Source organism: Pseudogemmobacter hezensis (assembly GCF_013155295.1).
In the GTDB taxonomy this organism is placed as follows: Bacteria; Pseudomonadota; Alphaproteobacteria; order Rhodobacterales; family Rhodobacteraceae; genus Pseudogemmobacter; species Pseudogemmobacter hezensis.
The window spans coordinates 13017-36141 of record NZ_JABJXT010000005.1 but is presented as its reverse complement, the minus strand read 5'-3'; the positions used below and the strand labels follow the sequence as shown (position 1 = coordinate 36141).

General features: G+C 61.6%; 26 protein-coding genes and 2 pseudogenes. 18 read left to right on the top strand and 10 right to left on the bottom strand.

The features are described from left to right. Positions 1-431: 431 nt before the first annotated feature. The 13 genes and pseudogenes from HOY34_RS22555 to HOY34_RS06965 all read left to right on the top strand — a co-directional run. A pseudogene (locus HOY34_RS22555) lies at positions 432-491 on the top strand (H-NS family nucleoid-associated regulatory protein); the annotation flags it as partial. 16 nt (positions 492-507) lie between these two features. Next, positions 508-1098, top strand: coding sequence for a plasmid pRiA4b ORF-3 family protein (locus HOY34_RS22035; RefSeq protein WP_253944281.1), 591 nt, complete (start codon positions 508-510; stop codon positions 1096-1098). A 121-nt stretch (positions 1099-1219) separates the two neighbouring features. Then, positions 1220-2332 (top strand): annotated as a pseudogene (locus HOY34_RS07015) (IS110 family RNA-guided transposase). Between the two features lie 311 nt (positions 2333-2643). Continuing rightward, positions 2644-3078 carry a transposase gene (locus HOY34_RS07010; RefSeq protein WP_366926926.1) on the top strand — a complete coding sequence of 145 codons (435 nt, stop codon included), beginning with the start codon at positions 2644-2646 and terminating at the stop codon, positions 3076-3078. Then, positions 3075-3350: an IS66 family insertion sequence element accessory protein TnpB gene (gene tnpB / locus HOY34_RS22380; RefSeq protein WP_172361274.1), complete on the top strand. Its 276-nt coding sequence runs from the start codon at positions 3075-3077 to the stop codon at positions 3348-3350. Before HOY34_RS07010 ends, tnpB begins: the two co-directional genes overlap by 4 nt. A gap of 234 nt (positions 3351-3584) precedes the next feature. Further along, entirely contained in the window at positions 3585-3746 is a 162-nt protein-coding gene (locus HOY34_RS07000; protein WP_172361272.1) for a hypothetical protein, read from the top strand. Positions 3747-3811: 65 nt separating this feature from the next. Beyond that, complete coding sequence (locus HOY34_RS06995; RefSeq protein WP_436645072.1) at positions 3812-4447, top strand: UdgX family uracil-DNA binding protein; 636 nt, start codon at positions 3812-3814, stop codon at positions 4445-4447. A 100-nt stretch (positions 4448-4547) separates the two neighbouring features. Next, positions 4548-4865: a hypothetical protein gene (locus HOY34_RS06990; RefSeq protein WP_172361268.1), complete on the top strand. Its 318-nt coding sequence runs from the start codon at positions 4548-4550 to the stop codon at positions 4863-4865. Positions 4866-5037: 172 nt separating this feature from the next. Further along, a complete protein-coding gene (locus HOY34_RS06985) occupies positions 5038-5499 on the top strand; it encodes a TspO/MBR family protein (protein ID WP_172361266.1) in 462 nt (153 codons plus the stop codon). A 248-nt stretch (positions 5500-5747) separates the two neighbouring features. After that, positions 5748-6812, top strand: coding sequence for a hypothetical protein (locus HOY34_RS06980; RefSeq protein WP_253944280.1), 1065 nt, complete (start codon positions 5748-5750; stop codon positions 6810-6812). Positions 6813-6960: 148 nt separating this feature from the next. Then, positions 6961-9009 (top strand): catalase, encoded by a 2049-nt coding sequence (locus tag HOY34_RS06975; protein ID WP_172361264.1) that lies wholly within the window; start codon positions 6961-6963, stop codon positions 9007-9009. Positions 9010-9378: 369 nt separating this feature from the next. Next, a complete protein-coding gene (locus tag HOY34_RS06970) occupies positions 9379-10983 on the top strand; it encodes an FAD-NAD(P)-binding protein (protein WP_172361262.1) in 1605 nt (534 codons plus the stop codon). A gap of 161 nt (positions 10984-11144) precedes the next feature. Then, positions 11145-11396 (top strand): GlsB/YeaQ/YmgE family stress response membrane protein, encoded by a 252-nt coding sequence (locus HOY34_RS06965; RefSeq protein WP_112309774.1) that lies wholly within the window; start codon positions 11145-11147, stop codon positions 11394-11396. A gap of 43 nt (positions 11397-11439) precedes the next feature. On the opposite strand, the gene HOY34_RS06960 is transcribed toward HOY34_RS06965, so the two are convergent. Beyond that, a complete protein-coding gene (locus HOY34_RS06960; protein ID WP_172361260.1) occupies positions 11440-11928 on the bottom strand; it encodes a YciE/YciF ferroxidase family protein in 489 nt (162 codons plus the stop codon). 60 nt (positions 11929-11988) lie between these two features. Further along, positions 11989-12285: a PRC-barrel domain-containing protein gene (locus HOY34_RS06955; protein ID WP_112309776.1), complete on the bottom strand. Its 297-nt coding sequence runs from the start codon at positions 12283-12285 to the stop codon at positions 11989-11991. 169 nt (positions 12286-12454) lie between these two features. Here HOY34_RS06955 and HOY34_RS06950 point away from each other — a divergent pair, with 169 nt between their 5' ends. The 3 genes from HOY34_RS06950 (at position 12455) to HOY34_RS06940 (ending at position 15561) form a co-directional block, all read left to right on the top strand. Further along, the gene (locus HOY34_RS06950; RefSeq protein ID WP_216654672.1) at positions 12455-13306 is read left to right on the top strand and encodes a transglutaminase-like domain-containing protein; all 852 of its coding nucleotides are present in this window, start codon (positions 12455-12457) and stop codon (positions 13304-13306) included. A gap of 574 nt (positions 13307-13880) precedes the next feature. Beyond that, a complete protein-coding gene (locus tag HOY34_RS06945; RefSeq protein WP_253944279.1) occupies positions 13881-14747 on the top strand; it encodes a mechanosensitive ion channel family protein in 867 nt (288 codons plus the stop codon). 112 nt (positions 14748-14859) lie between these two features. Continuing rightward, complete coding sequence (locus HOY34_RS06940) at positions 14860-15561, top strand: pseudouridine synthase (RefSeq protein WP_253944278.1); 702 nt, start codon at positions 14860-14862, stop codon at positions 15559-15561. A gap of 51 nt (positions 15562-15612) precedes the next feature. Here HOY34_RS06940 and HOY34_RS06935 read toward each other — a convergent pair whose 3' ends face one another. Continuing rightward, positions 15613-17496: a PAS domain-containing HWE histidine kinase family protein gene (locus HOY34_RS06935; RefSeq protein WP_172361256.1), complete on the bottom strand. Its 1884-nt coding sequence runs from the start codon at positions 17494-17496 to the stop codon at positions 15613-15615. Between the two features lie 303 nt (positions 17497-17799). Here HOY34_RS06935 and rnk point away from each other — a divergent pair, with 303 nt between their 5' ends. Then, on the top strand, positions 17800-18375 hold the full coding sequence (rnk, locus tag HOY34_RS22025) for a nucleoside diphosphate kinase regulator (protein ID WP_172361254.1): 576 nt from the start codon (positions 17800-17802) through the stop codon (positions 18373-18375). Next, the gene (locus HOY34_RS06925; protein ID WP_172361252.1) at positions 18372-18797 is read left to right on the top strand and encodes a ribbon-helix-helix domain-containing protein; all 426 of its coding nucleotides are present in this window, start codon (positions 18372-18374) and stop codon (positions 18795-18797) included. Before rnk ends, HOY34_RS06925 begins: the two co-directional genes overlap by 4 nt. A gap of 332 nt (positions 18798-19129) precedes the next feature. Here HOY34_RS06925 and HOY34_RS06920 read toward each other — a convergent pair whose 3' ends face one another. From HOY34_RS06920 to HOY34_RS06890, 7 genes are all read right to left on the bottom strand, one after another. Further along, entirely contained in the window at positions 19130-19519 is a 390-nt protein-coding gene (locus tag HOY34_RS06920; RefSeq protein ID WP_172361250.1) for a hypothetical protein, read from the bottom strand. Positions 19520-19554: 35 nt separating this feature from the next. Beyond that, entirely contained in the window at positions 19555-19794 is a 240-nt protein-coding gene (locus tag HOY34_RS06915) for a DNA-directed RNA polymerase subunit omega (protein ID WP_172361248.1), read from the bottom strand. An 11-nt stretch (positions 19795-19805) separates the two neighbouring features. Next, positions 19806-20228, bottom strand: a complete 423-nt coding sequence (locus HOY34_RS06910) for an NADH dehydrogenase ubiquinone Fe-S protein 4 (protein WP_172361225.1) — start codon at positions 20226-20228, stop codon at positions 19806-19808. A 36-nt stretch (positions 20229-20264) separates the two neighbouring features. Then, a complete protein-coding gene (locus HOY34_RS06905) occupies positions 20265-20834 on the bottom strand; it encodes an Hsp20/alpha crystallin family protein (protein WP_172361223.1) in 570 nt (189 codons plus the stop codon). 90 nt (positions 20835-20924) lie between these two features. After that, complete coding sequence (locus HOY34_RS06900; RefSeq protein ID WP_172361221.1) at positions 20925-21425, bottom strand: Hsp20 family protein; 501 nt, start codon at positions 21423-21425, stop codon at positions 20925-20927. 177 nt (positions 21426-21602) lie between these two features. Further along, the gene (locus tag HOY34_RS06895) at positions 21603-22322 is read right to left on the bottom strand and encodes a lysophospholipid acyltransferase family protein (protein WP_172361219.1); all 720 of its coding nucleotides are present in this window, start codon (positions 22320-22322) and stop codon (positions 21603-21605) included. A gap of 396 nt (positions 22323-22718) precedes the next feature. Further along, on the bottom strand, positions 22719-23102 hold the full coding sequence (locus HOY34_RS06890; protein ID WP_172361217.1) for a DUF6481 family protein: 384 nt from the start codon (positions 23100-23102) through the stop codon (positions 22719-22721). Positions 23103-23125: the final 23 nt, after the last annotated feature.

Below are 23125 nucleotides of genomic sequence, written 5' to 3'. Positions count from 1 at the left end.
GCGATTTCTAAGCCAGCCACCGCCAAAGTGAAATCTGGCGCGCCTTTTCCGGGTAATTTTTAGCATCCAATGCCAAATTTCTTGGATGCCCGTTTTTTGAGCAGCAATATTGTGGCGAATGGCGCGATCTGCATTTTGATCTGCGAGGATTGGATGGATAGCCCATGCGGGTGATACGAGAGGCCGAGATCGTCGTGATCGCCGATGGCAGGCCGACCTGTGTTCCGCCTGTCATCTTCGAAAGTTCGGGCTCGATATTCGGAGGCAAGCCTTCGTTCTCGACCAATCGCCATCGCCCGACGGCACCTGGCAGTTCCGTTGGCCCTCGCTGACGCTGAGCACGGTCAATCGCATCCACGACCTGCCCGCCATGCCTTTCGCCGAGACGATCCCGCCGGAGGTGACAACCCTACAGGCGGCAACGGCGGTAACCGGCATGGATCGCAGACGCGCTGTCATCCGGCAAGTCGCTTGAGGATTTCGCGATCTGATCAGGAAGCATCCGCCATGTACCAGCCGGTGAACGCGGTCCGCCTGCATGTCGCGCTGGCCGAAATCGAGCCGCCTATCTGGCGGCGTCTTGTCGTGCCAACAGACTGGACGCTCGGCAAGCTTCACCTCGTGCTTCAGGCTGCGTTCAGCTGGACCGACAGCCATCTGCATGAAATCCGGATCGGCGGCTTGCGCTATGGCGATACCGGCCAGCTTGAAGACAGCTTCGGTGGAGTGAGGATCTTCGACTGCTCAGAGGTCAGGCTGGCGGATTTCACAGGGCAGGAATTGGCCTTCAGCTATCTCTACGACTTCGGCGACGACTGGACCCATGTGATCCGGATCGAGGAATGGCTCTCCCTCGATCCCCTGCCTTCGCGCCCCTGCCCCACGCAATCAAGGTACTGCGATGCACACCATCTTCGGATCTCACCACGGCATTGTGGAGATGATAAATGGTTTAGCCATGGCGGGCGGCATGCAGCCGGAGCGCCGCGCCAAAATTGTCCGGCTCGTCCCATGTGGTTTCAAGCGGTTCAAGAAACTCCACCACAGGTAGTGGCTGTCGGCCGGGTCGTTTGCGTTCGGATGAGCCTGCAGGTGTAGCTTGCGCCTTTGCCACTTTGCAGTAAGACCGCATGTCTTTTTCACCGGCCCTGGCCTGACGGATAAGCCTGTAATCTGATCGCGGGGCGGCGGGTGCCGTCCGTTTGCGATGGAGAGAGACATGCTGAACGCCGATAGAACGACCTACGTTGGAATTGATGTGTCAAAGGACAAGCTTGCGGTCGCGATCGCGGGTGGAGAGCGGGGGGATGAGGTGCTCAGTCTGGGCACATTCGAGAATACCCCTGCCACCGTCGACAAGCTGCTAAAGAAGCTTTCCGGGCGCGGTGACATCTCGGCCTGCTACGAGGCCGGGCCAACGGGCTACGGTCTTTACCGCCAGATACGCGCCGCCGGCTGCGCCGGCTGCGTGATTGCCCCGTCCCTGATCCCGGTCAGAGCGGGAGAGCGGGTCAAGACCGATCGACTTGATGCCCTGCGTCTTGCGCGCCTTCTGCGGGCCGGAGAGCTGGCCTCCGTCTGGGTCCCTGACGAGACGCACGAGGCGATGCGCGATCTGGTCCGGGCCCGGGAAAGCGCCGCAGAGGATCAGCGCCACAAGCGCCAGCTCGTCTCGGCCTTCGTGCTGCGCCACGGACGCGTCTATCAGCGCTCCAAACCTTAGACTATGCGATATCGGCGATGGCTGCAGACCCTGGCCTTCGACCATCCCGCGCACCAGATCGCGCTTCAGGAGATGCTGCAGGCGGTACGCAATGCCTCGGAGCGGCTGGAGCGACTGACCAAGCATATCGAGGTTCTGGTGCCGGACTGGACCCTCTCGCCGGCCGTGAATGCGCTTCAGGCGCTGCGGGGCGTCGCGCTGATCAGCGCCGTCACTTTCATGGCAGAGATCGACGATGTGCGGCGGTTCGAGACACCGGTGACGCTGATGGCCTATCTGGGGCTCGTGCCGAGCGAATACTCGACCGGCAAGACGACAAGCCACGGCGGTATCACCCGAGCGGGCAACTCTCGTGTGCGCCACAAGCTGATCGAGGGTGCTTGGACCTATCGTCTGCAGGCGCGACCGGGCGAGAGGAAGCTCTACATCCTCGAGGAACAGTCACCAGAGGTTCAGGACATTGCGTGGAAGGCGCAGTCCCGCCTGACCGCCAGATGCCGCAAGCTCAGCCAGCGCGGCAAGAAATCGACTGTCGTCACTGCGGCAATCGCGCGGGATATGGAGGCGTTCATGTGCGACATCGCACGCCGCACCATGCCCACGCACTGAGCTTGTCCCCCAAAGCGCCCAATGGCGGGCGCGAGGTCGATGGCAGGGGAATATCCGACAGTCGCTTTGTGGCCAGCTTCGTGCTGACTCCCGTTGTAAAACAGGGATAGCCCCGAAACGCACAATCGGTCATGCGGTATCCAACCCGCGCATCAGAGCTTGCTCACCGACGTCTTCAGACCTCGTGCCCACCTTTGGGCGCCCAGACCACGATAAACGCCCCGGCATTCCAAATCGCTTGGCGCGATCCTTTGAAAAAGACATCAGAGCGCCGTCCTGACCCCACCTTCCTGCTGACTCCGTAAGCTGCGATGTGCCCTCGTGTGGAGATTTGCACGGGAGCTTTCATGGGATTCCATCGGGAGCGCAGGATGGAGGCAGTTGGGTTTGTGGAGCTCTTGGCGGCTCCAGCGGCCAAGCGGCGATGGTCTGACGAGGCGACGGGCCGGATGGCGGCGGAGATACTGGTTCCCGGGATCAAGGTGAACGAGGTGGCGCGTCGGCACGGACTGAAGGCCAACCACCTATCTTCGTGGCGGACGCTGGCGCGGAAGGGCAAGCTGGTTGTGCCTGAGGTTACGGGGGCAGAGTTTTCAGCTCCCGTGGCGTCGCCGATGGCGGTCACGACAGCTACAATGACGGCGTCGATTGATCTGATCATCTGGCCGGCGACAGTGCGTCTTGATGCTGCCACGCCTGCTGCTTGGGTCGCGGAACTGGCGATGGCGCTGCGGGCCTGCTCATGATCTTCCCGTCGCACCGGGTGCGGATCATGGTGGCGACCAAACCCATCGACTTCAGGAAGGGTCACGACAGCCTGGCCGCGATGGTGAAGAACGAGTTGCGCAAGGCCCCGTTCACCGGAACGGTCTTCGTGTTCCGCGCGAAGAAGGCCGATTGGCTTTCATTCCACATACCAACTGCGCGACCTGCGGATCGAGTATCCTTGGCACCCGCTGCATGGTCGCACCTTGCGCGCGCGACGGAGGGCGCAGGCGCGGATCTGACTCCCTTCTAGTCGAAGAACGGCAGGGGGTTTTCCGAACCCTGCCACATTGGATGTGCGACGCTGCCTGTTGCGCGCGCCTTGAATGCCGTCCGCCGCTTGTCGCTCTCAAAGCGCTGGATGTGCTTGCACGCACCCTGGATCTGATGCGTGACGCCCAGCTAGCGTCATCCTGTGGGAGATCGATTCCAGAGGAGGATACGCATGCCCCGCCGACCCCGACCCCTCTCGCAGCGGAAGCAGCCGATGCAGAGGCAGCTCTGCCTGGACCTGAGCGACAGCCCGGATCGCCCCCCGACCGTGCCGGTGACACCTGCGATCCTGGAAGTCTTGCCCGAACTTCTGCTGATGGCCGCGGCCAAGATTGCGGAGGGCGCAGGTCATGATGCACACCAAGATCAGCGCTGAACACCTCGCCCGCAGCGCAGTCGTCTATGTCCGTCAGTCGACGATAGGTTAGGTGCTGGGCAATCTTGAAAGCCAGAAGCGGCAATATCAGTTGGCCGAAGCCGCCCGCGACACCGGCTTCGCCGAGGTCCGGGTCGTCGACGATAGCTTGGGACGCTCCGGATCCGGTCTGGTCGCCCGACCGGGCTTCCAGCGCCTGGTTGCCGAGGTCTGCCCGCCTGATGCTGGTCGGCGAGCAGCCCGGCGACCGTGAGGATCTGGAGGGCCGACCCTTCATCGGCCCGGCTGGCCAGCTGCTGCGCGATAGCATGGCGGCGGCCGGGATGGACCCTGCTGCGGTATGGCTCACCAATGCGGTGAAACATTTCAAGTTCGCACCGCGCGGCAAGCGTCGTCTGCATCAGAATCCGAACCGCCAGGAGATCGAGCATTGTCGCTGGTGGCTGGGGCTGGAACTGGCCTTCATTCAGCCCGAACTTGTCGTCGCGCTCGGCGCCTCGGCAGCTTTCGCGCTGACCGGCAATGCCGTCCCCCTTGCCGATCGGCGCGGGCAAGTGGAAACCGGGCTGCATGGGGGGCCGGTGCTGATCACCTGGCACCCCTCGGCGATACTCCGGCAAAGCGGAGAGGCAGCCAGGAAATTGCGGAGCGCATTGACCGAGGACCTCACGCGTGCCGCATCCATTACACGCCTCATTTGATTGCAAAGAACGCTGCGTCATTTCCCGGAACCAGATCGGCCTCGGCGCATTTCCCTAGCCGAGGCCCTTGGCCCGTCTGGTGATATAATGGAGTGCAGTGATGGCCGATGCCGCAAATGATATCCGCGCCGATCTCGAAAAGCAGATCGCCGATCTGAAAAAGGAAATGTCGAAGATCAGCAAGTCACTTGCATCGCGCGCTTCGGATGCAATGGACGACGCAGAAGAGGCATTTGAGGATGGCAAGGGCCGCGCCCATCAGGCCGTTGCCCATGTCCGTGAACAGGCCCATGTCGCCGTTGGCGCGATGCGCGACAATCCCGGCACGACCGCCACGGTGCTCTCGACTGTCGGTCTCATCGGCCTTGCTGCCGGTATGCTGCTCAGTGGCGTTCTGTCCGGCGACCGTCGGCGCTGAGCACGGTTTTCATCCGGAAAGGTTTTTCCCTCCCTTTCCGGAAAGTTGCGGCCCGCTCTGCTCCCGCGCGGGCCGCAATCCTGTCTGGCCCAATCCTGCCTGGCCATGGCGGCGGGTCGGTGACGCGGCGGACCGCGGCGGACCAGGGCACCCTCCCGCAAAGGATCAAAGCATGTCCCTGAAAGCAGCCCTTTTCGTCATTCCTGTGGTTCTCGCAGGCTGGGTGATCGGTTGGCTCAACATCCCCGGCCCCTGGTATGAAAGCCTCGCCAAACCCGCTTTCAACCCGCCGAACTGGTTGTTCGGCCCGGTCTGGACCGTGCTTTACGTGATCATCGGCCTTGTGGGCTGGCGGGTATATGAGAGGGCAGCAGACAGCGGATCCGGAGCCCCGAGCCTCCGCGCCCTCTGGGGCCTGCAACTGCTGCTGAACTATGCCTGGTCGCCTGCTTTCTTCGGGCTGGAAAACCCGGGCCTCGCCCTGGTGGTGATCGCCCTTCTGCTCGCCACGATCATTGTTTTCATTCTGCGGGCGCTGCCGCAAGACAAGCTTTCGGCGGGCCTGTTCATTCCCTATTACGCCTGGGTTTCCTTTGCCACGCTGCTGAATTTCGAAATCTGGCGCCTGAACTGAGCTGCCTGTCCGGGTGACGCAACGTCGTCTCGGCTCGCTCGTCAAAGAAGGAACCAGAATACATCGTTTGCGTTTCCCTCTGGATGCGGCACCCGACGCCCCCGCTGCATCCTCAGTTTTATCTGTAATCGCCTGAACAGGCATTTCCGGGAGGGACGTTCATGCACAGCATCATCTATCTGGTCGGCCTTGTGGTCGTGGTTCTTGCCATCCTGTCGTTTCTTGGCCTGCGCTGAGGAGGGGCTGGAATGGAACGTACAGAAACCATGACTGCCGCCTCGGCCCCGCGCTTTGAGACCGGCGGGGCCTATATCGACTGGGCTGCGGTATTCGGTGGCGCGGTCGTTGCCGCGGCGACGGCCGGTATATTCACCGCATTCGGGGCCGCTCTGGGCCTCTCGACGATTTCGGCCGAGCCGGGTGAGGGTTCGCTCAATCTCTGGCTGATCGTAACGGCGCTCTGGCTCGTCATCACGCTGGTCGCAAGCTATCTCGCCGGCGGCTATATTGCCGGGCGGATGCGGCGGCGCGTCGATGATGCATCCGCCGATGAGGTCGCGGCACGCGACGGTATCAACGGCCTCGTTGTCTGGGGCCTCGGCATGCTGGTGACGGCATGGATGGCTGCGGGCGCCATCAGCGGTGCGGTTTCCGCCGTAGGCACGGCAGCGACAGCGACCGGAGCGGCCGTCGGGGGCATGGCTCAGGGCGCAGGCAATGCGGTCGGCGGCGCTGTTCAGGGGGTGGCGCAAGCAGCGGGCGCAGCAATTCCAGATGATGCAGATGAGGGGCTGATGGACTATATCAACAGCACCCTGATGCGCCCTGAAGTCGGCGCGATGCGTCAGGGCGTGCAGCAGGCGGACGGCACCACCTCGCCGGGCACGCCGTCGATGGATGACGCAGAACTCGCGCGCCAGAGCGGTCTGGTTCTGGGCAATGTCCTGCGGACCGGCGAGATCTCTGAAGATGATCGCGCTTTCCTGATCGCTGCCGTTGCGCGGCGCACCGGACAGAGCGAGGCCGAGGTCGAGGCGCGCGTGGATCAGGCTGTGACCGCCGTCCAGGAAGTGCGTGAGCAGGCCGCAGGTGCGGTGGCCGAGGCGCAGGCAGAGGCCGAGCGTCTTGCACAAGAGGCCGAGGAGGCCGCGATCGCCGCAGCCGAGACAGCCCGCAAAAGTGCGATCCTGACCGCCTTCCTGTTGACGGCCGCGGCTCTGGTCGCGGGTGCGGCAGCCGTCTCCGGTGCCGTGCGCGGCGGCCGTCATCGCGATGACGGCCGTATATGGGGCGGGTTCAGCTACCGCCTCTGACACGCCACAAAAGTTCGCGGGGCGCGCGCGCGCTGATATGGCGCGCGCCCCGCCTCACGACAGAGCCGGCGCCACGGGCCTCGGAGATGCCCACACAGGACATGGGCCCCACAGCGCCACCCTTTCCCACCTTTGAAAGGCAGGACAGATGGCACGCAAACCTTACGACACCAAGACCGGAAATGCGGGTGAGACGCAGCAGCGCGGCGGCGCTCTGTTGACCACGAACCACGGCATTCCGGTTTCCGACAATCAGAATTCTCTGCGTGCAGGCGCGCGTGGCCCGACGCTGCTGGAAGACTTTCTCCTGCGCGAGAAGATCTTTCATTTCGACCATGAGCGCATCCCCGAGCGGATCGTCCATGCGCGTGGCTCGGCGGCGCATGGGGTCTTCACCTGCACCCACCCGATACCTGAACTGACAAGGGCGAGCCTTCTGTCCGAGAAGGGCAAGGAAACCCCGGTTTTCGTGCGCTTTTCCACCGTCGCAGGCGGCGCGGGATCGGTCGACACACCACGCGACGTGCGGGGCTTTGCGGTCAAATTCTACACCGATCAGGGCAATTGGGATCTGGTCGGCAACAACATCCCGGTCTTTTTCATCCAGGACGCGATCAAATTCCCCGACCTCGTGCATTCGGTAAAGATGGAGGCAGATCGCGGCTATCCGCAGGCGGCATCGGCCCATGACACGTTCTGGGATTTCGTCTCGCTGATGCCGGAAAGCCTGCACACCGTCATCTGGGCTATGTCAGACCGTGCCATCCCACGATCCTTGCGCATGATGGAAGGGTTCGGCGTCCACACCTTCAAATTCGTCAATGACGAGGGCAAGGTCAGTTTTGTCAAATTCCACTGGCGCCCGGTTCCAGGAACCCAATCGCTGATCTGGGACGAAAGCGCCAAATTGCAGGGGGCGGATAACGACTACCACCGGCGCGACCTGTATGAGGCCATCGCGGCCGGGGATTTCCCGGAATGGGATTTCGCTGTGCAGGTCTTTGATCAGGAACTGGCCGACGGCCTGCCTTATGACGTACTTGACCCCACCAAGATCATCCCCGAAGAAATCGTGCCCCTGCGGGTGGTCGGCCGCATGGTGCTGAACCGAAACCCCGACAACCATTTCGCCGAGAACGAACAGGCGGCCTTTCTGCCCTCGAACATCGTGCCGGGGATCGATTTCTCGGATGATCCTCTGCTGCAGGGGCGGCTGTTTTCATACCTCGACACGCAGAAATCGCGCCTCGGCACGACGAATTTCCACCAGATCCCGGTGAATGCGCCGAAATGCCCCTATGCCAATATGATGCGCGACGGGCTGATGCAGGTACAGGTGCCGAAGGGCCGCGCGAATTACGAGCCCAACAGCCTCGACCAAGCGGGCGAGGATCCCGGACCGCGCGCCAGTGCCGAGGGCTTTGTCAGCGCCCGCGAGGCAGTTGCAGGCGACACGCTGCGCATCCGCTCTGAAACCTTCGGCGATCACTACAGCCAGCCGCGCATGTATTGGCGATCCATGACCGAGAATGAGCAGGCGCATATCGCCTCGGCCTTCGTCTTTGAGTTGTCGAAAGTCGGGCTGGATCATGTGCGCGAACGGGTGCTGTCGCATCTGCAACTGATCGAGAAGGATCTCAGCGCGCGGGTCGCCGATGGGCTTGGCATCGACCTGCCCGCGCCCGCCAAACCCTTCCGAGAGCCGCTGGATCTTGACCCGTCGGACGCGCTGTCGATCCAGAAGAACTGGCATGAGACGCTCAAGGGCCGCAAGGTCGGCCTCCTGATCGCCGAAGGATCGGACAAGGCCGGGATCGACAAGCTGACCAGGGCCATCGAGGCCGAAGGCGGCACGGTTTTCACCATCGCGCCCAAAGTGGGGCCGCTGAAGCTGAAGGGCGGTACAATCACCCCGGACGGACAGCTTGCCGGCAGCCCTTCGGTTCTGTTCGACGCGATTGCGATGATCCTGATGCCGGATCAGGCCGAAAAGCTGGCGCGAGACAGTGCGGCGATCGGCTTTGTCATGGATGCTTTCGCCCATCTCAAGGCCATCGGCTATTGCAAGGGATCGGGCGTGATCCTGACCCGCGCCGGGATCGAGGATGGCGCGGGCGTCGGCCCCTGGGAAGACCTGCCCGATACCGCCAAGCACCGCTATTGGGCGCGCGAAGCGGGTTTGCGTGATCTGGCATGAGGCTCGGGGCGGAGGAGATCGTCTATCCCACCGAAGCGGGGCTTTATTGTGCCGCAGGGGATTTCTACATCGACCCCCTCCGCCCGGTTGACCGGGCGCTTGTGACCCACGGCCATTCCGACCATGCCCGCCCCGGCCATGGCGCGGTGATGGCCACGCGCCAGACGCTCGACATCATGGCGATCCGCTATGGTGAGGAGTTCACCGCCAGCCGCCAGATTGCCGAAGGGCCAAGCAGGATCGGCGATGTCACCGCGCCGCAACGGTCGGGCAGGCATTGCGTCAAACCACACCGCCGCAGCCCCAGACCGGACATTGTTCAGATCAATGGCAGCAGATGCAATCTTAACGGCAGAAATGAGACCCCGCATGGCACAACGCATCGCGATCATCGGCACCGGCCCGACTGGCATCTACACACTCCGCCACCTCATCGACCATCCCGACCCCCTGTCGATCTGGTTGTTCGAGCGCGGCGAGAAAGCCGGTATCGGCATGCCATATTCCCCCGAAACATCCAGCAAGGCGATGCTCGCAAATATCGCGAGCATCGAGATCCCGCCCTTAGTCGGGCCATATCTTGACTGGCTGGAGGGACAGCCCGATGCGCGCCTCCGCGATTACGGGCTCGACCCAGAGGACCTGGACGCGCGCCAATTCACACCGCGCCTGTTACTCGGAGAATACTTCCGCGACCAGCTTCTGGAACTGATCGACCGGGCCCGAGCCACCGGACATGAGGTCGAGGTCATGGAAAGCACAGAAGTCACCGACTTACAGCCCGACGGAAGCGGCATCGGAATCCTCACGGCAAACGGCCCCGTCGACACCATATTTGACAGGGTAATCCTGGCCACTGGCCATGTCTTCCCCGATGAGGAAGAGGCCACGCGCAGCTGGTTTCCCAGCCCCTGGTCGGGCCTCATCGACGCGGAGATCCCTGCCTGTCGCGTCGGCATCATGGGAACCTCCCTCAGCTCGATTGACGCGGCCATGGCGGTCGTGAACCAGCATGGACGGTTCTGGCACAAAGGCGAGGATCTGATCTTCACGTCAACCAGTGATGGGCTGAGCGTTACCCTCATGTCCTGGACCGGTGTTTTGCCTGAAGCTGATTTCTATTGCCCCATTCCCTATGAGCCGCTAAAGGTGATGACGGAAGCCGCTCTCGATACGTTGAAGACAGAGGGCGCACGGCTGGATGATGTCTTCGCGTTATTCGCCCGCGAGATTGCCGAAGCCGATCCGGCCTGGGCCGCAGGTATCAATCTCGCAAAGCTCGATGCCGACAGCTTTCCCGACGCCTATTTCGCCGCGCGCGAGGCCAGTGACCCGTTCCGCTGGGCGCGCGAAAACCTGCGCGAGGTCGAAGGCAACAAGGCCGCCCGCATCACTATACCCTGGCGATACGCCATTCTGCGCATGCATGAGCAGATCGAAGATCTGGTCCCCGAATTTTCGGAAGAGGATCGCGCGCGTTTCGACAAGGGCCTGAAAAATTTATTTGTCGATAACTACGCCGCCGTACCTTCGGAATCGATCCGCCGATTGCTCGCCCTGCGCGAAGCCGGCATCCTAAAAATTCTGCCCCTTGGCGAGGATTACGATTTGCGGCGAGAGGGCCCGAAAACGGTGATCAAGGCGAAGGGGGAAACATGGACATTCGACACGTTCATTGATGCGCGCGGCCAGAAACCCCTCTCAACAAAAGACCTGCCCTTCCCGACGCTCCGAAATGCCTTGCTGCAGGCCGATCAGGAGATCCCGCAGGTCGACGAGGATTACGCCCTGCTCAACTGCGCTGATTTCGCCAGCCGGATATGGCTAGGATCGATCCCCTGGCTGATGCATGATCGGCCCTTCGTCCAGGGGATCACGGCCTGCGCTGAGATCGGCGTCGTCATCGCGCGCGACATCCGCGAGGTGGCCGTGCGTAAAATGAAACGTCCGCGCAGATACTGTCAGGCGAGGTAAGAAGGCGCCGGGCGGTCTGACCTGGGACTTGCAGGAGTGCCCTCACCGCCGCGACGAACCTGCCCCGGGACGCGCCGGAAGGTATCGGAAAGAAATGGGCGCGTTTCGCAAAGTACATCTGGACCGGCTTACCGGCGTTACCGAACCAACAGGAGGGATGAATGGACAATGAGAGCATCGGCTGGATCGCAGCCATCATCATCGGCGGCCTTGCCGGCTGGATCGCATCGAGCTTCATGAAGTCCGATACCGGCATCTTCCTGAACGTCCTGCTCGGCATCATCGGAGCAGCAGTCGCACGATTCCTCTTCGGCCTGCTGGGGGTCTCGTTCGGAGGCTGGCTCGGCTATCTGGTCGCCGGAGCCGTCGGCGCATGCATCCTGATCTGGGGTGCCCGCGCCGTCCGGCGTTGATCTGCAATGGCGGGCCCAGGGTCCGGGGCCGCCCCTTGCAAGATCACTTCCGCTTGTTGCCGGCCTCGTTCACGGCCATGACCGCCAGCGCGGTCAGCTTCGCATTGGCAGCCTTTTCCTCATCGAGAACGGAGCCGAGCAAGGTATGGGCCTCATCATGTCCCAGAACCTTCGCCCATTCGCGCAAGGTGCCATATCGGGCGATCTCGTAATGCTCGACAGCCTGCGCCGCGCCGATCAGCGCCACGTCAAGCGCGTGTCCTTCGGCCTCTTCGATCAGCCCATCGGCCTCTTTCAGAAGGCCGGCCATGGCATCGCATTTCTCGCCAGAGGCTTTCTTGCCAATGGATTTGAACACCTTGTCGAGCGTGGCGACATGGCCCTTCGTCTCGGTCAGGTGATCATCGAAAGCTGCCTTCAGTTCGGCATTGTTCACAGACTTCGAAACCCTGGGCAGCGCCTTCAAGAGCGCGTTCTCGGCCCAGTAGATATCCTGCAACGTATGCTCAAAGGCATCCTGAAGCGTCTTCATGACGTCCTCCCTGAGTGGAGCCGCCCACCCCCGGCGGGCGGGCGGCCAATACGTCCCTGATCAGTGGCGATGTTCCGGCAGTGCCTTCAGCTCGTCCTTGGTCCAGCGGGTCACCGCATGGACGGCATTGCTCTCATCGCGCATGAACTCGAGGTCACGCGCAGGCACAGCCACCGGCTTCGCCCCGATGCCCAGGAAGCCGCCGACATCGACAACGACCTGAGCGGCATTGCCCTGCCCATGTACTTCAGAAACATGGCCGATCTTCTCATCGCCGGGGCCGTAGATGGTAGCTCCGTTCAGGACAGCCTCGGTCAGTTCAGTGTCGTTCAGGCGGATATGTCTGGTATGGTCCATGGCATTCTCTCCTTTCACTCAAAACACTCGTGCAAGGGAAACGTCCTGCCCGGAGGCCCGGTTCCGAACCCACCACCATCATCGGCGGGACTCTGCCGCGGCCCGCCGCATATCCTCGCATCGGAACCTGTCTCGCCCGGAAACGTTCTTCCTCTGTCATGTGCGGGGTATGAATGTGCTTATCAGGTTGGGATATGAGATCGAGATCACCTGCGGTCAGCCAACGGAAGTGATCGCGCTGCTGGACCCACATCCGGATCTGGCCGGAAACATGGTCAGGACCAGCGGGGTGCAGATCGAGCCTTCAGTCCCCAACCGGACATATATCGACCCCTATGGCAATTCCTGCCTGCGGCTGACTGCGCCTGCCGGTGCGACGCGCCTCTCGCGTGACAGTCTGGTCGAGGTGGAAGGCCGGCCTGATCAATGGGACGAGACGGCGCGAGAATGCTCCGTCAGCGATTTACCGGACGAGGCTCTCGGTTACCTGCTCGCGAGCCGCTACTGCGAAACCGATCTCATGATGGCAGAGGCCTGGGAACTCTTTGGCAATCTGGCACCGGGCTGGACGCGGGTACGGGCGATCTTCGACTATGTGAACAGCCACCTCACCTTCGGGTATGAGCATGCGCGGGCAACCCGCACCGCAGCAGAGGCCTGGCGGGAGAGGGTCGGCGTCTGCCGTGACTTTGCCCATCTCGCGATCACACTCTGCCGCTGCATGAACATCCCGGCCCGCTATGCCAATGGTTACCTCGGCGATATCGGTGTGGCCCCGAACCCGGCACCAATGGATTTCAACGCCTGGTGCGAGATCTGGCTGGAGGACCGCTGGTTCACCCTCGACGCCCGCCACAATGAGCCACGTATCGGCCGTGTCGTGATCGCGCGCGGACGGGATGCGACCGATATTCCTCTGATCCATTCTTTCGGGCCGCATCAACTGACCATGTTCAGGGTATGGACCGACGAAGCTGATGAAACGACTGACCTCAGCAACCTTTTTTCCGCTCAGCCCTGATAGAAGCCCTCATCCCCGAACAGATCTTGTAGCGACAGTCGGCGGACAGTCATCATCAAGCTGAGGGCTCTCATCTGTTTCAAGGCAATCCGCAGACACTCCGCTCTCTTTGCAGCCTTTAGGACACGATGCGAAGGCAGACCAGATCAACTCATTGAAAGATTTTGAAAAAGGACCATATCAGAAGTCAGGATCGAAACAGTCCAAAACCTTCCGGAAGAGTGATGTCGTCATGCGCCGCCCTGGCCCCATGCCTCTGAACATTTGCGCTCAACAGGCGCATGCGCCGCCCCGGCTCCGTTAGCCTAAGCCAAATGGCAGGTGACGGGGCCGGGGAAGATGCCCTGTTTATGTTCTGCCGGAAGGTTTCCCTCATGTATCGCGCTCTGTTGCCCATCACTTGTCCTGCCTGCGGTGAGGATGTTCCCCGTGCCGCCGCGCATCGCTGTCCGCTCTGCCTTATCCCGTTCTCCGGCTCGAGGACGGCGCAGCCCCGCCCGCAGCCCATACGACCCTCCCGCATCGGCACTAAGCGGCAAGAGGGGAAGGCGGACAGCGAATGACGGGGGCTGGTATGCGCAATCCACCTCTGCAGCTGGCAGCTCTGCTGAGTGTCCTGGTCGCATTTGCGCTGTTTGGTCATCCGATACTCGCGACCCTTCAGATAGAACCAGATTGGTGGGAGCCGGTTCGCAGCGCCGCCATCGCAGCCGCGCTCTTTCTTGGTGCGCATCTCCTCCATGCCGTCAGTTCCGCCCGCCTGACACCGCGCCGCAAGGGCAGGCGACCGGTGCCAAAAGTGGCGTTGGACCTCTTTCGCGTTGCCCTGTTCGCCGCAGCAACGCTGGCGAGCCTGTCGCTCTTTTTCCGCCAGGATCTTTCGGGCATCCTGACCGGCTCCGGCCTTGTTCTGGCCGTGCTTGGCTTTGCCATCCGTAATGTTGTGGCAGATACGTTCTCTGGCCTTGCCCTTGGACTTGAGGCCCCCTTCCGGATTGGCGATTGGGTCGGTATCGACGGTCTGGCACAGGGGCGTGTACAGGAAATCGGCTGGCGCAGCACACGGCTGATCACGCGGGACAGCACGCATGTGATCCTGCCCAACAGCCAGATATCGCGTCAGCGGATCACAAACTATAGCGCGCCAAGGCCGGAATACCGGGATCATGCCGAACTGACCCTGCCTGTGACCCTCTCCGTCTCCGATGCGAAGACGCTTGTCCAGGCGGCGCTTTCAAGGGCGACGTCCATCGTGAAGAACAAACCTCCCGAAGTTCAGGTGGCGCAGTTCAGCCCACAAGGGATCACCTATCGGGTAAAGTACTGGGTGCCCCAGCATGATCTCGCAATGGCCTGTCGCAACGAGGTCTTCAGTCTGATCGACGACGGTCTGAGAAAGCAGGGCGTCGCCCTCACTCCCCAGGTGGCAGCTTCACTGTAACCCCCTGGATGCGTCGCTCCAGCGATCCACCGGACTTTGGGGGGCTTCCCATCGTTCTATCTGACAGAGGATCAATACCATATCCAAGATCTCAAGCTCACGTATCGACAAATTGCTGTCCTCCATGGGGTATGGGACACGTTCCGAGATCGGATGGCTGGCAAAAGCAGGCCGTATCGTATTTGATGCGGAAGCGATCAGTGACGTCACCATGCGGATTCCAGTCACGCCCGATCTGGTAGCGCGCATGAACATCAATGGTGAAGCGCTTGATCCTCTGCCGGGGATCGTGATCCTGCTGAACAAGCCCGTGGGCGCTACATGTTCCCATAAGGAAAGCGGAGCTCTGGTCTATGATTGCCTGCCGCAGCGCTGGAAGCGGCGAGTTCCCGGGATCTCGGCCGTGGGACGGCTCGACAAGCAGACCTCAGGATTGCTGTTGTTGACGGATGACGGCGATCTTCTGCATCGGGTTACCAGCCCCCGGCAGCGGGTCAGGAAAACCTATCGTGCGCGGCTTGCCCGCCCACTCAACGGCGATGAGGCGGCGGTGTTTGCTTCCGGCAGCCTGACGCTGAAAGGTGATGACAAACCTCTCGCCCCAGTCCTTCTGGAGGTGGTCACAGATCAGGAAGCCCTTCTGACGATTACAGAAGGCCGTTATCATCAGGTGCGCCGCATGTTTGCGGCATGTGGCAATCACGTGTTGGAGTTATACAGGGAAAGGCTGGGCGATCTGCGCCTGCCTGAAGATCTAGCGCCGGGTGACTGGAGACTATTGGACGCAAAAGACCAAATGCTGATCTTTCAATAGAGGAACGCCCTGTTACTACTGTACGTCAGCTCAGCGCCATCCGGAACGATGCTATTCCGGCGCACCCTGATCCCCGAATGCTACCCGAGGGATGTGCAGAGCAATGCGGTTTCCCTCGGGCCTCAGATCTCGCTCGAACCTGCCCCGGAAATGTCCTTCGATGATCGCAGTCAGCAGCTTCGACCCAAATCCCCCTGCGCTATTGCCAGGCGCAGTCTCGCTGGCTCCCTGCTCAAGCCATTCGATGACGACCTCGCCCTCACGTTCAGCCAGGCTCATTTCGAGATGCCCATCGGGGCAGGAGAGCGCCCCATACTTAGCTGAATTTGTCGCCAGCTCATGCAGAACCAGAGCGAAGGAAGAAACCGATTCCGGTTTTAGCATCAGCGCGTCTGCGTCGTCGGCCAGAGTGCTCCACGCCACCTGCCGGTAGGGCGCAAGGATCTCGGCGAGTAAACTGCCTAGCGAGACAGGTTTGCTTGCGACAGCTGCTTTGCCGAGTTGGTGCGCTTTGTGAAGCGCTGACAGCCGGCTTTTCAGCTGACTCGCGAAACTCTCGATGTCTTCGGCATCGCGAGAGGAGAGCCCAATCAAGCCGTTGACGACTGCGAAGAGGTTGCCGATGCGGTGGTCAAGCTCGCGGTTGACGAGTTCGCGCTCGGTCTCGAGGAGTTTGGCATCCTGGATATCGGTTGACGTGCCATACCAGCGCGTGATCTCACCGTCGGTATCCCGCATGGGCAGTGCGATGACACGCAACCATCTGTAATTGCCCCCTTTATGCCTGAAGCGATAGTCGATGTCGTAGGCTTCCCCGGTCTCGAGGCATCGGGCCCAGGTCTGAGCCACACGGTCCCAGTCATCGGGATGGACCAAGTCGGTCCAGGTTGATGGGGTGATATCGGCATGGTCAATGCCGGTGAAATCAGTCCAGCGCTGGTTGAAGAAATCGTGGTTTCCCTGCGGATCCGTACTCCAGACGATCTGCGGAATAGCCTCGACCAGAGTATCGAATCTTAGATTACTTGCCTCCAGTGCGGCGGCAACTTCCGACTGGCTTGTCGTGTCGATCAGAATCCCCGCAAAGCTCGTGATGGCTTCGGCCTCGTCCCGAGCTGGCCTTCCGGATGCGACATACCAGTGCAGGGCGCCGTCCGGCGTGATCGTGCGGAACCGGCTGTGAAACTTGCTCCCGGTGGCCACTGCCTCCTCGACCGCAGCCAGAACCCTGGCACGATCCTGTTCATGCAGGATCTCAAACAGGGTCTCTATCATGATACCCGACCGCGCTTCGGCAGAGGGGATGCCGTATTGTTCAGCGAGGGCGCCATCGATGATCATCTTGCGCGTTCGGATATCAAAATCCCATGTCCCGACGATACCACCTGCCTCAAGCGCGACCTCCATACGCTCTTGCACGAGCAGCAGTTCTCGCCGTGTCCGGACATGCGCAGTGGTTTCACTCGCGGCCATAAGCATGCCGAAGATCTCGCCATCATCCCCCATGATCGGCGAGAGGCCGAGATTGAACCAACAGGTCACCGCCGCACCGTCCCGGAAAAGACGGATCGGCTGGTCTTTCAGCCGATGGCTCAGGCCACGATAGGCATCGTCGATCTTGTCGCGGTAGAATTTCCGCGCAACCGGAAGAGAGTAGAATATTGGCTTGCCCTGCGCCTGTGCCCAGGCATCCCCGAAAATCTCACGTGCTGCCTCATTACAAATGACGATACCTTCGCGGCCGATCAATACTGCCATGGGTGAGGCGGCATAGAGCATTGTTCGTATGGTTGAGCGCAAGGCGGGCGACCAGTTGCTGACGGGACCTGCAGCAGTGTTTGCCCAATCGACGGCGAGGACAGCCCCCTTGAGATCGGCAAGCCAATCGGCCTCCCCGAAGACGTCATCCAGTCTTGAAAACAGGCGTTCAGCCATGGTTCACCGAAAGATACCGAACAGATCGGCTCAGCCTAGGGGCGCACAGAGAAAACTGTCCAGACAATCCTTACGGCAGGGTGCGAGAGAGCGGGCCGAGGCGGCCTCTGCCCGTCGACCGCAACTGCGGTTTCTTGACTTCCGCTCGGCTAGACCCCAGCTTGATCCGCATGAGCAAGAAACGATCTCTGCGCCCGGCTTGCTGAAAGGCTCATGGGAAAGCGCCTCAAGAAGGCGAAGATCGTTCCGGCTTTTTCACAGCACTCCCGAACACAAACGCATGGCCCGAAGAGGAGCCTTTAGATGCTCGAACATATGCCCCGGCCCGATATCGTGATTTCCGAAGAGGCGATGCCGATCCTTGAAAAGCTGGCCGAAGGCCTGGAGCATCGTAATCAGGCACTGGCCGCTCATTTCTTCGATGAACTCGCCAGGGCGAAAACCCTTCCGGCGCAGGAGGTTCCAGCTGACGCGATCGGTCTCGGCAGCCATGTGCGATTCCGCGATGACACAACCGGAAGAGATCAGCTCATCACGCTGGTTCTGCCTGAGCAGGCCGATATTTCGGCAGGAAAAGTCTCGGTTGCAACGCCAATCGGTATTGCACTGATCGGCCTTCGCAACGGTGCGCGCTTCAGTTGGGAAACCCGCGACGGGACACGTCATGACCTGACAATCCTCGGGGTCGAAACCCCATGTGATGCTCCAAGACTGTATCGCGGGTCCGCTCCCGCGGTTGCCCACATTCTATGTTGTTCTCTGCTAACACCTACGCAGTCTTGCCCTGCCCTGCCCTATCCTTCCCGCACCGCGAGCCGAGGGAGGATGCGAGATGGCGAAGATCCTGATAATCACCGGCGATTTCACCGAGGGCTATGAGACCATGGTCCCGTTCCAAACGCTTCTGGCACGGCCATAGCATCAACGCGGGCGGCCCCGACAAAACCGCGGGCGATACGTTCAAGACCGCGATCCATGATTTCGAGGGCGAGCAGATCTATTCCCTACGCATCGACGGGGTCGCCACCTCGATCCGGATCAAGAACCATTTCCGGGAAACCCTGACCGAGATCGGCCCGGGCGACGGGATGACCGTCGCGCAACTTATCACCCGGCTCTGGCATGAGGCGGTGGATGTCGATCACGACCTCGGCAATTTCACCTCATTCCTGCGGATCTGCTGCAACCGCTATCATGCGCTGATCGCGGCAGGGGAGATCTCGGCGGAACATTCGGTTGCCATTGCCAGCCACCCGGCCCGCGAGATCCTGGCCCGGGAACCTGCACTCATACGCGGCTGACTGCGCGGCTGCGGAGACGCCCCCGGCGGCAGGTCGAAGAAGCGGCGGAAGAAGGGATCGTTGAACAGGGGATTGGCGTTGATCTCCACTTCTGTTCGGGTGGCGATATTGACGATGGCGGGCGTGACCCGCTCCAGCATCGGCGCGGCGGTCAGAACGCCGCGATCATCCTGAATGAAAGCCGTCTCGCCCCGAGAGGGGAATGGGGTCAAAACCACCAGCGCCGCAGTCATCAAAACGAGCAGCCAGCGAAACGGTGGAACACGAACCGAAGCCATGGAACATCTCCTTGTCGTAAAAGGCCGGCCCCTGAAAGGGCCGGCCCGTCTGCCTCAGGCGGTTGTCGCCCCGCCGGTTCCACGACGGCGCTGCGCACGGGCGGACCAGAGCCGAAGACCGCTGCATCCCGCGAGACCGAGCCCCACCGCGACATGCAGCGCATTCAGCCAGAACGGGTGCCCCGCCATCGTGGCCCAGGGGCTGATCGCCAGCCATAGCGCGGCGAGCAATAGCAGCCGGTCAGCGGCCTCATGCGGAGACCACAGGCTCCAACCGCCCATGCCGACAAGGACGAGGCCGGTCAGAAGGGTGCCCCAAAACGCAGCCGTCGGCAGAGAAATGGCCAGCGGCAACAGGGTCAGAAGAAGGCCCGCAACAATCGCCGCGCCCGCGACAAGGCGGTTGAATGTGCTGTCTTGTGTGGAAGTCCAGTTTGCGATCATCATTTTCCTCCTTTCATCAGATGGTTGGCATTTGGTCAGTGGGGCTTAGCCAGCCGCTTCGGCGCGGCAGGCGGAAGGAAGGCACCCAGCTCCTCGGGGCTGAACAGGCCTGCCGCGATTTCGCAAAGCGCGGTTTCCGTCTCGCTGTCTGGCGCATCATCCAGCCGGGGCGGCGCGCCCTCACGCAGGGCGCGGGTCCGCGCCGCCACCGCCATGACCAGCCCGAAGCGATCAGGCAGTACGCGCTGACAATCGAGTGCTACGAGCGGATTCATGGCCGCCCCTTTCAGGCCGCCTGCCGCGAAAGATCCGCATCACCGCACGGCGCTGCCACTCCGGGCGATGTGGCGACCAGGACCGGACTGCCGCGCCTGAGGTCGGTGCCCGGGGGCATCTGCACCTCATAGGGCAGACCAAGACGGCGCGCATGGCGGATCGCGGCCTCGAGATCGGGAAAGCCGAGCTCGATTTGCTGCGCCACATCATCATCCGCGGTCCAGCCCATCAGCGGCTCGATCCAGGGCGCGCTTTGTCGCTCTATGCGCAAGCGCCAGCGTTTTGTACGCGCCCGTCCCGAGGTCATCGCAGATTTCGCGGGCTTCCAGATCACGGCCCGGCTGCCCTCTGGCAGGCACGAGCTCCAGTCTGCACCGCCAGCGGCAAAGGCGGACGGGCCGGCGGACGTAAGGTCTCCTTTCACAAGTTGCATGTCATCCTCCAATGCGTGGAACAGAAGAGGCGCGGATCAGTGCGTCAGCGGAATACGCCTGACTTGCGCGCGGGACGCCTCGGTTCGTGGCAACGTGACGGTGAGAACGCCATTGCGAAATCCCGCCTCGATGGCATTCTCATCGATCCCCGGCGGCAAAGGGATGTGCCGCTCGAAACGGCCATAGACCCGCTCCGAGAAGTGGCGCTCGCGATCTTCGGTCGTCGAACTCTTTTCGCCGCGCAGGGTCAGAAGCCCATCCTCGAACAGGACCTCGACATCCTTCTCTTCAAGACCGGGCAGTTCGGCCGTCACCCGGATCGCCGTGTCGGTCTCGGCAATCTCGACGCTGGGCCAGGTCGCGCCCCAGGCCGGTGTCGCCCAGCCAGCCCCATTGCCAGAAAAGGACGGCAAGCGGATGCCGAAAGAGCGGAAAAAGTCGTCGAACAACCGGTCCACCTCGCGGTGGAAGCTCACAAAAGGGTCGCCACTTTCCTCCCGGGCTGGAGTGCTTTCGCGCCATTGCGCGGGTTGCTGGCTCTCACGGCTGCGCCACCAGGGCAGGTTGCGCGTCCAGCTTTGGGGAATCAGATCTCTCACACTCATCTCTTTTCTCCATTCATCATACGCATCTCTCACCCGAGCGCGCGCGTTGCGCGCCCGGGGCCAGGTCTGCGATCTGGTCTGGGTCGGGGGTCAGGCTGCGACCGGCTCCGGCTGCTTTTCAGAAACCCTGGCGGTACCGATGCGCGGCAGGTCAGCGCCCGCAGCGTCGGTGCCTTGCACGATCTCGATCCGGCGCGGCTTCTTCTCCTCGGGGATCTCCCGGGTCAGCGAGACTTCAAGGAGACCATCCGTCAGGGACGCGCCGTCGACGCGGACATGATCGGCAAGCTCGAACCGGCGCTCGAAGGCGCGCGCCGGGATTCCGCGATGCAGATACTGCGCCTTGTCCTCACCTTCCTTGCGTCCGGTGATGATCAGCACATTGCGATCCTGGGTCAGGGTCAGATCCCCCTCGCGGAAACCGGCCACCGCCATTGTGATGCGATAGCGGTCCTCATCCAGCCGCGCGATATCATAGGGCGGCCAACTGTCTGCCGCGTCAGATCGCGTTGCAGCTTCCAGCGTGGTCAGGAGCCGGTCGAAGCCAACGCTCGACCGGAAGAGCGGTGTAAAGTCAAATGTGGTTCTCATAGCCACATCCTCCATTGAGCAACATGGGTACAAGTTGATGATTTCGCCGGATTATCCGACGACAGACGCCCATCCGGGCCGCCTGCGAAAATCCATTTAGAAACCACGTTTCGGGTTTCAAGAGGGGCTGACACGAGATTTTTTCTGCTGGATGCCGTCGTGAATGCTGGCAGGCAATCACGCGTCGACGAGACCTTCGAGGCGGCCTTTCTCGGCGTTGATCATCTCCTCCAGCCGGGCAATGACCTCCTGTGGCGGTAATCCGGCGGGCAAGGCAGGAAGATATGATACCGCAACAGATCCCGCTCGCTTACCCTCGCCAGTCCAGAACAGCCCGGAATTATGGGCCACAGGGACAACCGGCAGCCCGAGGCTTCGATAGAGCCCGCCAATCCCCGGCTGAAAACGACGGTGTTGCCTTGGCCTGACCCGCGTTCCTTCCGGGAAAATCATCACCGACCGGCCCTCGGCAACGGCCTGTCGGGCCTGCTTCACCATCCTGGTCAGAGCCTTGGCCCCGCCCGCGCGATCAACCAGGATCATCGGCGCATTGCGCAGGAACCAGCCGAAGATCGGGATCCGGGCAAGTTCGGTCTTTGCCACGATGCAGATGTCCGGGATCAACACGTTGAAAGCCAGCGTTTCCCAGGCAGATTGGTGGTTCGCCGCGTAGAAGCATGGCCTCCGATCCGGGACGTTTTCCTTCCCGGTTTCGATCATGTGCAGCCCGAGCACCCAACGCGAAAGCGCAAGCGTACCCCTCGCCCAAAAACGGATCATGCGACGGTTCAGACCGGGGCAGCGGAGAAGTGCAAGCACAGGTATCGCCGGGCTCAGAACAAGAGCCCAGAGGGCGATCAGGCCGTCAAAAATCTGTGTCCTGAATTTCAGCATCATGTCACTTCTTCTCGACGGGACCGGTCTCCCCGAGAAACGAAATGCAAGGTCTCATCATCTGGTCGCCAATGCAGAACCGGCACTGCAGACAGCGCTGAGACAAACCTCGCGCCCACCAGATATCAACATCAGATTCTCATGATGCCGCGAGTAAGGTCAATGGCTTGCTGCGTCGCGGCATGGCTCGGAGGCAGTTTCCGGCCAATGTGGAACTGCATTGAACACTTCGCGCGGGCAGCACATATTACCCCCCGCCCGCGAAGTCTGTCTCTGACTGGAAGGCGCAGCGATGTAGCCTCTTACCAGCGGCCCCACGTCGAGCGACGAAGCGACTTCGAATGAGGAACATCCGACTGTTCGGGCGCAATGGCACCCCTGGCAGTTCAAGTTGGAAGATCAGGCAACCAGTTGCGCAGACTTCCGCTTTGCGTAACGAAGATCTCGTGCGGCCTTGCGTGCAGCTTCATCGGACAGGACAAGGGCAATTCGTCTCGCCTGGTCTGACTGGCTCGCCTCGATCACGGCCGCTTCGGCTGCTTTCTGACGCAATGTTTCTTCGACCGCCGCGGCAGCTTCAGCCGCCACGCGCTGCTGCTCTGCCAGTTTTTCCGCATCATGCGCAGCGCGGCGGGCGTCGCGTGCCCGCACCACCTCAGCACGTTCGGCCCGCTTTGAGGCCAGATCAGGCGCAGCAGTGGCAGTCCTGAACTTCTCCAGCAGGGCCGCTTTGGCCTTGTTCGCGTCGCTGCGGCGATCCGAGTATTCTTTGGTTTTGGTCATTTCTCTTGTCTTTGCTTTGGATG